The sequence below is a fragment of the Streptomyces sp. NPDC003034 genome (genome assembly GCF_053591375.1).
The window spans coordinates 136,460-144,610 of record NZ_JBSFTS010000016.1 but is presented as its reverse complement, the minus strand read 5'-3'; the positions used below and the strand labels follow the sequence as shown (position 1 = coordinate 144,610).

The following is an 8,151-nucleotide window of genomic DNA, read 5'->3' as shown; positions in this document are numbered from 1 at the left end:
GTTCAAGGCTGACGCTGAGCGGATGGCAGAGAGGCGGAAGCCCTGGACGTTCGTGGCCATGTCTTTCGGATCTTGCCGGGCAACGCGGGCCCGGCAAGATCCGAAAGACACGCCCTAGAACTCAGGCACCGCGGAAGGCGGGCGGGCGGCGCTCCGTGAAGCTCGCCAGGCCCTCGTTCGCGTCGGCGGTTGTCATGTTGATCTCCTGAGCGGTGGCCTCGGCGGCCAGGGCGGCCGCCCGGTCACTGTCCAGCGAGGCGTTGACCAGCTGTTTCGTCAGGGCGAGCGCGCGGGTCGGGCCCTGCGCGAGGCGCTCCGCCCACTCCCGGGCGGCGGACTCCAGCTCCTCGGCCGGAACCACCTTGTTGACCAGGCCGAGGCGGGCGGCCTGCGCCGCCGGGACGGCGTCGCCGAAGAACATCAGCTCCTTGGCCTTCTGCGGGCCGATGAGACGGGGCAGCAGGTAGGCGCCCCCGCCGTCGGGGACCAGGCCTCGGCGCACGAACACCTCGATGAAGCGGGCCGTCTCGGCGGCGACGACGAGGTCGCAGGCGAGGGCGAGGTGGGCGCCGATTCCGGCGGCTGTGCCGTTGACGGCGGCGATGACCGGCTTCTCGCAGTCGAGCACGGCGGTGATCAGGCGCTGGGCGCCGAGCCGGATCATGCGCGCCACGTCCCCGGCGACGCGCTCTGCGGGGGTGGTGGGCGCGGTCCCGGGCGCGGTGGCGGTCGCGGGCGCGCTCCGCAGGTCGGCGCCCGCGCAGAAGCCCTTCCCGGTGGCGGTGAGGACCACCGCGCGGACGCCGGGGTCGGCGGAGGCGTCGGCGAGCAGCGAGATGACGCGTTCGCGCTGGCGCCAGGTGAGGGCGTTCAGGGCGGCCGGCCGGTTGAGGGTGATCCAGGAGACGGCGTTCTCGGTGCGGTGGAGGACGTCCCGCGCGGCGTCGTCGGTCATCGGTGAACTCCCGTTCAGGGGTGGTCGGCGGGCGCCCGGGAGCACCGGGTGCCGGTCGGCGGGCCGGCGCGGTCGGCGAGGCCGCACGGCGTCAGCGGCAGACGGCCAGCGCGTCCAGCGCCACCGCGCCCTGGCCGCGAGGGAGGACCATCAGCGGATTGATGTCCAGCTCGGACAGGTCCTCGCCGAGTTCCAGCGCCATCCGCTGGACCCGCAGGACGACCTCGACCAGCGCGTCGACATCGGCCGGGGGCGCTCCCCGTACCCCCTCCAGCAGTGCGTGTCCGCGCAGTTCGCCCAGCATCGCCCGCGCCTGGTCCTCGCCGAAGGGCGGCACGCGCACCGCCGCGTCGTTCAGCACCTCTACGAGGACTCCGCCGAGGCCGACCGTGACCGTCGGGCCGAAGAGGGCGTCCCGGGTGACGCCGACGACCATCTCCACGCCCCGTTCGACCATCTGGCAGACGAGGATCCCGTCGAGGGGGATGTTCTCGTAGCGCGCGACATCGGTCAGTTCCCGGTAGGCGTCGCGGATCTGGCTCGCCGAGGTCAGCCCGGTCTTCACCAGCCCCAGTTCCGTCTTGTGCGCGAGCCGCGGGCCCGACGCCTTCATCACGACCGGGTAGCCGACCAGCCCGGCCGCCCGCACGGCGGCCGCCGCGCTGGTCACCAGCTGCTCGCGGGGCACGCGTATCCCGTACGCCCGCAGGAGCTGCTTCGCCGCGTGCTCGCTGAGCTGCTCGCCCGGGCGCATCAGGGCCCGCGCTTTGCGGAAGGACGGCGAGGGCGTGCGGGGGGCCTCGTCGAAGGGGGACCGGTAGGAAGCCGTGAAGCGGTGGTGGCCGAGATAGGCGCGGACGGCGGTGATGCAGTTGCCGAAGGTGCGGAAGGTGGCGACGCGGGAGGAGCCGAGGAGCGTGGTGCGGTAGGCCTCCTCGGTGCCCACCGGGGAGCCCCAGATCACGCAGATCAGCTTGTCCGTCTGCTCGGCGGCGTCCACCAGGTCTTGCGCGAGCCTGTCGCTCATCGGCGGGAAGGGGCCGGTGATCGGGCAGATCAGCACGCCCACCGAGGGGTCGGCGAGGATCGCGTCGATGATCTTCCGGCCGCGCCAGTCGCCGACGGGGTGACCGCCGTTGTCGACGGGGTTGGCGACGTTCAGGTACGGCGGTATCCACTGGTGGAGCTCCTCCTGCCGGGCCCGGGAGAGCGTGGGCAGGGTGAGGCCCGCCTCCGTCGCCAGGTCGGAGAAGTGGGCCCCGGTGCCGCCGGAGATGGAGTAGACGACGACTCCTTCGGCCTGCGGCCTGCGCGCGCGGGCGAGGAGGGCGGCGGTGTCCTGGAGCTCGTCCAGCCCGTCGACGCGGATCACGCCGAACTGCCGCATGGCGGCGTCCACCACGGTGTCCGCGCCGGTCAGCTTCCCGGTGTGGGAGGCGGCCGTCCGCGCGCCGGTCTCGGTACGGCCCACCTTGACGGCGACGACGGGTACCCCGCGTCGCGCCGCCCGGTCGGCGGCGAGCAGGAAGGAATGGCCGTCCTTGAGGCCCTCGACGTAGCAGGCGATCGCTCCGACCTCGGGCTGCTCCGCGAAGTAGGAGATGAAGTCGGCGGTCTCCAGGTCCGCCTCGTTGCCGGTGGGTGCCCAGTGGGAGAGCCGGATGCCGAGCTCTTGGAGGGCGTAGACGGGCCGGCCCTGGTGGCCGGACTGGGTGATCAGCGCGATCGCCGGGCCTTCGAGGCCGGTGCGGAACTCCTCGAAGGCGTTGAGGTTCGTGTTGGGGCCGAGGAGGCGCAGGCCGGAGCGCCGTACGGCGGCGGTCAGGCGGGCCTGGGCGGCCGCGCCCGCGTCACCGGTCTCCGCGAAGCCGGAGGCGAAGGCCACCGCGAACTTCACCTTCGTGTCCGCCAGTTCCTCGATCACCGGCACCGGATCGCCGACGAGGAGCACGGCGAGGTCCACGTCCTCGGGCAGGTCGGCCACGGAGGTGTGGCAGGGCAGTCCGAAGACGGCGGGGCGGGTGGGGTGGACGGGATGGATCCGGGCGCCGACGCGCTCGGCCCAGGCGATGAGCTGGCGGGTGATCCCGGTGTTCGCCCTGCCTTCGGTGTCGCAGGCGCCGACGACGGCCACGGACTCGGGCCGGAAGAACCGGTCCAGATCGGGCACGTCGGAGTACAGGGGCCGTCCGCTGACGTCCAGTGCGACCGCGTCCTCGGCGGAGGGGGCCGCCGAGGAGTGGACGGCGGCCTTGGGGGCTTCCCCGCAGGCCTCGACCCGTGCGCGGAAGTCGGTGGTGAGGGTGCCGTGAGTAGATCCAAGCATCGTTCCGCCCGCTCCTGCTCGGTGAACCTCAATAACGGCCGTCAATAACTGACGTGTAGTCAGATTACTGAACTGACGTGCCGTCAGGAACAGGGCTGCGGCGAAAAGGTGTGGAGGTGATGTGCGTACGGTGCCAGACGCCTCCGGCGCCGGTCCAGAGCGCATTTCCGGCCGCCGGGGCTGGGGGATCCTGGCCGTCCCCCGGGGGCGCACGAGCGGGCGCGCCGGCCGGTCCGTACGGGCGCGCCGACCTCGTCAGCCGGCGGTGGGTGTCTCTCGCGCCACGGCCTTGGCGATCTTCTCGGCGTCCCGGGCCAGTTCCCGGAGCATCCCGCTGAGGGGGTTGGTGAAGCCGGTGAAGTAGAGACCGGGCGTACGGACCCCGGCCGCGCGGCCGCGGACCGTGCGGGGCAGGCCGCGCTCGTCGAGTACGCCGAGGTGGCCGACCAGGCCCTCCAGCGCGCGCCGGTAACCGGTGGCCGCGATCACCGTGTCCGGGGTGATCCGCGTGCCGTCCGCCAGCACCACCTCCCCGCCGTCGAAGGCTTCTACGGCGGCGACCGGCTCCACCCGGCCGCTGCGGACGGCGTCGATCAGGCCGACGTCCTGGACCGGGATCGCCCCCTGCCGGGCACGGCTGTACAGGCCGGTGTCGGGGCGCGGGAGCCCGTACGCCGACAGGTCCGGTACGGCGACCCGGGCGAGGAGCGCGCCGAGCCGGTCCACGAGCCCCACGGGCAGCCGCCGCACCAGGATCCCGGTGCGCTGCGCGGGCCAGCCGGCGGTGGAGCGGCGTACGAGGTGGGGGGCGGTGCGCACGGCGAGCCGCACGCGGGCGGCGCCGCCCTCGACGAGGTCGACGGCTATCTCGGCGCCGGTGTTGCCGACGCCGACGACGAGGACGTCCTGGCCGGCGTACGGCTGCGGGTTGCGGTATGCGGCGGCGTGCAGCAGGCGGCCGGTGTAGGTCTCACGGCCCGGCCAGTGGGGCAGGGCGGGGGTGTGGTTGAAGCCGGTCGCGACGACGACGGCCCCGGCGGCCAGCATCCGCCCACCGCTCGCGTGCAGGGTCCAGCCGCCCGGATTCCCGTCGTCCGCCGCCACCGCGCCGGCGTGTTCCGGTTCTCCGGCGGCGTCGGTGGCGTCGGCGGCGTTGCGGTCGGCGGTCCCGGCGCCGGCCGGCTCTATGCGGGTCACCTCGACACCGGTGATCAGCTCCAGCTCGTGGAACTCCGCGTACTTCTCCAGGTAGCGCACGAGGTCGTCGCGGGAGACCCAGCGCCCGAAGCGGCGCGGCATGGCCAGGCCCGGCAGGGCGGAGAGGCGGCGCGTGGTGTGGAGGTGGAGCCGGTCGTAGTGCCCGCGCCAGGAGGCGCCGACGGATCCGGACTTCTCGATGACCACCGCGCGGACCCCCCGGGCCCGCAGCGCGGCGGCGACGGCGAGACCGCCGGGGCCGGCGCCGATGACGTACACGGGGCGGGGCTGGGTGGTCATGTCGGGTGTTGCGGGGACTGCGGGCATGAGGTGTGAGCGTATCGCCACGCAGCGTCAATGGGTCTCGGACGAGGAGGGAATCGGTTGCGGATCGATCACGGTACGTTCCCGGCTGTTGCGAGGTGGGCAGTGCGGCCGGGCCTTGCCGGGCCTTGCCGGGCCTTGCCGGGCCTTGCCGGGCCTTGCGGGATCGCTCCGGATCCGCTGAACTGACGTACCGTCAGGTCGTTGGGGCGGCAGGTAGAGATGGAAGGGGTGGGGGCTGCCGATGCAGACCGTCTGGCTCAGTGGGGCCGAATGGATCGCCGTGCTCCGGATCGGCCTCGGCCTGTGGTGGCTGGAGAGCTGGCGGCACAAGGACAAGAAGGGCTGGTTCGAGCGCGGCACCGGCATCGCGTGGGCGGCCGACGTCGCGGGCAAGCACCGCTGGACGTTCGTGAAGGCCGGCTTCGAGCTCGTGGTCAAGCCGCGCCCGAAGGTGATGGCGTACATCGTCGTCTACGCGGAACTCGTCCTCGGAGTAGGCCTGGTCCTCGGATTCCTGACGCCGGTCGCGCTGGTCGGCGGCCTCCTGCTGAACCTGCTCTACCTCGTGCTGATGGTCCACGACTGGGCCGAGCAGGGCCAGAACGCCATGATGGCACTCATCTCGCTGGTCGCGCTCTTCGCCATGGGCTGGCAGACCTGGTCCCTCGACGCGGCGATCGGCCTCTTCCGGTGACCGGCGCGGCCCGCTACGACCTCCCGGAGGCGGACGACTTCACCCGCCCCTACTGGGACGCGGCCGCCGAAGGCCGCCTCCTGCTGCGCCGCTGCGGCGACTGCGGGCGGGCGCACCACTATCCGCGCGAGTTCTGCCCGTTCTGCTGGGCGGGGGAGGAGCGGGTGAGGTGGGAGCGGGCCAGCGGCCGCGCCACCCTCTACACCTGGTCGGTGATCCACCGCAACGACCTCCCGCTCTTCGGTACGCGCGTCCCGTACACGGCGGCCGTGGCCGATCTGGCCGAGGGACCCCGGATGATGACGGAGGTGGTCTCCTGCGATGCGGCCGACCTGCGCATCGGCATGCCGCTGACGGTCACCTTCCGCGAGGCGGCGGAGGGCTTCGTGATCCCGGTCTTCCGCCCGGCCCCGGACGCGCCGTCGGAGCGGGACCGGGCGGCGCGCTGACGACACCGGCATCGGGCGTCGGGGCGGTCCCGTGTCGGGGTACTTCGTACGGGTGGGCGTGGACGGTTCCGCACCGCCGACATCCGCTTTGTAAGAGCAGCGCTCTACCCCTGAGCTGCTCCTGGTGGAAACGGGGCGGGCGGGCAGCCGGGCGGCACAGCGGCCGGGTGCGCGCGACCGTAAGGCTCGCCTCGCGACCACGATCGGGCAGGCCTAGGCTGGTGATGTTGCCTTGAGTCCTCGTACGACAGGAGGCATGCCGTGAGGCCTACCCGCATACGGATCCGCCGGGCCTGCGTGGCCGCTGCCACCGCCGGTGTACTCCTCGCCCCGGCCGTCGCAGGCACCGCGTACGGGACGACTGCCGCGGCGCGGTCCGTCCCCGCCGCCCCCTCACCCGACACCGATGCGGCCTTCTCCCAGCTCACCCCAGCCGTCGCGGCGGAACTGGACGCGGCCGTACGGCAGGTCATGCGTGAGGCACAGGTGCCGGGCGTGACCGTGGGACTGTGGGCACCCGGCAAGGGCAGCTACGTGAAGACGTTCGGCGTGGCGGACAAGGCGACCGGCGCGCCCATGAGGACCGATCTGCACATGCGCATCGGCAGCGAGACCAAGACGTTCACGGTCACCGCACTCCTCCAGCAGGTCGACCTGGGCAAGGCCGGCCTGGATGACCCGATCGGCAAGTACATCACCGGCGTCCCGAACGGGGACCGCATCACCCTGCGCGACCTCGCGGGCATGCGCAGCGGACTCTTCAACTACAGCGAGGACGAAGGCTTCGACAAGGAGCTCACGTCCGACCCGGAACGGGTCCTCACACCGCAGCAGTTGCTGGACTACGCCTTCAAGCACCCCGTGCAGTTCCAGCCGGGCGAGAAGTTCGAGTACTCGAACACCAATCTGATCCTGCTCGGCCTCGTGGTGGAGAAGCTCACCGGGCGACCGCTCCACGAGGTCATCAAGCAGGACGTTCTGGAGCCGGCCGGGCTGCGCCGGACCCTCTTTCCGACCGGTGCGCAGTTCCCCGAACCGCACGCGCACGGCTACACGAACCAGACGGGCTCGGGCAAGATCGAGGACTCGACCGACTGGAATCCCTCCTGGGCCTGGGCCGCCGGAGCGATGATCTCGAACCTGGAGGACCTGCGCAGCTGGGCCCGCACCCTCGCCACCGGCACGCTGCTCACCCCCGCGACCCAGGCGGAACGCCTCAAGACCACGTCGCTGGGCATTCCGGGCGCCGGGTACGGGCTCGGCATCTTCAACATCCAGGGCTGGATCGGTCACAACGGCTCCATCCCCGGCTACGAGAACCTGACCGTCTACCTGCCGCAGGCGCAGGCGACCATGGTCGTCCTCCTCAACACCGATGTCCTGCACGACGGCCGTGAGCCCAGTGAACTCTTCGGCGAGGCGATCACCCGCATCGTGAGCCCCGGGCACGTCTATCCCGGCCACAAGCCGACCTCGCCGAGGCGCAGCTGACGGTTCCTCGTCGGCGGGTCAGGGCCAGAGCAGCTCGCGGGTCCAGGCGCCCTCGGCCGCGCGGCGGTAGCGCAGCCGGGTGTGGCGGCGGGCGGCGTCTCCCTGGAAGAACTCGACCTCGGCGGCGTCGAGTACGTACCGGGTCCAGGTCGGGGCCGGTGCGTCCGGCTCGGCGGCGGCCCGCTCCCACGCGGCCTCCGACGCCCGCGCCAGCTCCTCCCGCGAGCCGAGCACCTCGCTCTGGCGGCCCGTGAGCGCGGCGGCGAGCGCACCCCGGGACCGTACGGCCAGATCCGCGCGGCTCTCCCGCGGTCCGCACGCCGTGACCCGGCCCCGGATCCGCACCTGCCGGCCCACGGCCGGCCAGTAGAACCCGAGCGCTGCCTCCGGCCGCGCGGCCAGCTGCCGGCCCTTGGCGCTGGTGGCGTGCGAGGCGAAGTGCCAGCCGCGCGCGTCGGCGTCGTGCAGCATCAACGTCCGTACGTCGGGCCGCCCCTCGCCGTCCACCGTCGCCAGACTCATGGTGTGCGGCTCGGCCTGCCCCGCCTTAGCGGCCTGCACGAACCACTCCCGGAAGAGCGGCAACGGCTCACCGGGCGCGCCCCCGGCATCAAACCCCGGAAGCGGCGGCCCGTCCCACACCCGCAGGGCATGCAGGGTGGCACGAAACTGGTCACTGCTGATCCCGCTACTGCTCTCGCTGCTCATACCG

Annotated in this window: 7 protein-coding genes and 1 tRNA gene; 3 read left to right on the top strand and 5 right to left on the bottom strand. The window is 72.6% G+C overall.

Annotation, left to right across the window (positions count from 1 at the left end):
• Positions 1-121: 121 nt before the first annotated feature.
• The 3 genes from ACWDX7_RS18085 to ACWDX7_RS18075 all read right to left on the bottom strand — a co-directional run bounded on the left by ACWDX7_RS18085 (position 122) and on the right by ACWDX7_RS18075 (position 4,805).
• A complete protein-coding gene (locus ACWDX7_RS18085; RefSeq protein WP_451491051.1) occupies positions 122-955 on the bottom strand; it encodes an enoyl-CoA hydratase/isomerase family protein in 834 nt (277 codons plus the stop codon).
• Between the two features lie 91 nt (positions 956-1,046).
• A complete protein-coding gene (locus tag ACWDX7_RS18080) occupies positions 1,047-3,281 on the bottom strand; it encodes an acetate--CoA ligase family protein (RefSeq protein ID WP_451491050.1) in 2,235 nt (744 codons plus the stop codon).
• A gap of 255 nt (positions 3,282-3,536) precedes the next feature.
• On the bottom strand, positions 3,537-4,805 hold the full coding sequence (locus tag ACWDX7_RS18075; protein WP_451491049.1) for a flavin-containing monooxygenase: 1,269 nt from the start codon (positions 4,803-4,805) through the stop codon (positions 3,537-3,539).
• Positions 4,806-5,046: 241 nt separating this feature from the next.
• On the opposite strand from ACWDX7_RS18075, the gene ACWDX7_RS18070 reads away from it, so the two are divergent.
• Together ACWDX7_RS18070 and ACWDX7_RS18065 are read left to right on the top strand one after the other, a co-directional pair.
• Positions 5,047-5,499, top strand: coding sequence for a DoxX family protein (locus ACWDX7_RS18070; RefSeq protein ID WP_451491048.1), 453 nt, complete (start codon positions 5,047-5,049; stop codon positions 5,497-5,499).
• On the top strand, positions 5,496-5,948 hold the full coding sequence (locus tag ACWDX7_RS18065) for a Zn-ribbon domain-containing OB-fold protein (protein WP_451491047.1): 453 nt from the start codon (positions 5,496-5,498) through the stop codon (positions 5,946-5,948). Before ACWDX7_RS18070 ends, ACWDX7_RS18065 begins: the two co-directional genes overlap by 4 nt.
• A gap of 53 nt (positions 5,949-6,001) precedes the next feature.
• Here ACWDX7_RS18065 and ACWDX7_RS18060 read toward each other — a convergent pair.
• Positions 6,002-6,065, bottom strand: a tRNA-Val gene (locus ACWDX7_RS18060).
• Between the two features lie 144 nt (positions 6,066-6,209).
• Between ACWDX7_RS18060 and ACWDX7_RS18055 the strand changes: the two genes are divergently transcribed.
• The gene (locus ACWDX7_RS18055) at positions 6,210-7,439 is read left to right on the top strand and encodes a serine hydrolase domain-containing protein (protein WP_451491046.1); all 1,230 of its coding nucleotides are present in this window, start codon (positions 6,210-6,212) and stop codon (positions 7,437-7,439) included.
• 18 nt (positions 7,440-7,457) lie between these two features.
• On the opposite strand, the gene ACWDX7_RS18050 is transcribed toward ACWDX7_RS18055, so the two are convergent.
• Positions 7,458-8,147: a pyridoxine/pyridoxamine 5'-phosphate oxidase gene (locus ACWDX7_RS18050; protein WP_451491045.1), complete on the bottom strand. Its 690-nt coding sequence runs from the start codon at positions 8,145-8,147 to the stop codon at positions 7,458-7,460.
• Positions 8,148-8,151 lie beyond the last annotated feature (4 nt).

Coding starts and splice junctions, on each gene's coding strand:
- ACWDX7_RS18085 (WP_451491051.1), bottom strand. CDS start 955: ATGACCGACGACGCCGCGCGGGACGTCCTCCACCGCACCGAGAACGCC.
- ACWDX7_RS18080 (WP_451491050.1), bottom strand. CDS start 3,281: ATGCTTGGATCTACTCACGGCACCCTCACCACCGACTTCCGCGCACGG.
- ACWDX7_RS18075 (WP_451491049.1), bottom strand. CDS start 4,805: ATGCCCGCAGTCCCCGCAACACCCGACATGACCACCCAGCCCCGCCCC.
- ACWDX7_RS18070 (WP_451491048.1), top strand. CDS start 5,047: ATGCAGACCGTCTGGCTCAGTGGGGCCGAATGGATCGCCGTGCTCCGG.
- ACWDX7_RS18050 (WP_451491045.1), bottom strand. CDS start 8,147: ATGAGCAGCGAGAGCAGTAGCGGGATCAGCAGTGACCAGTTTCGTGCC.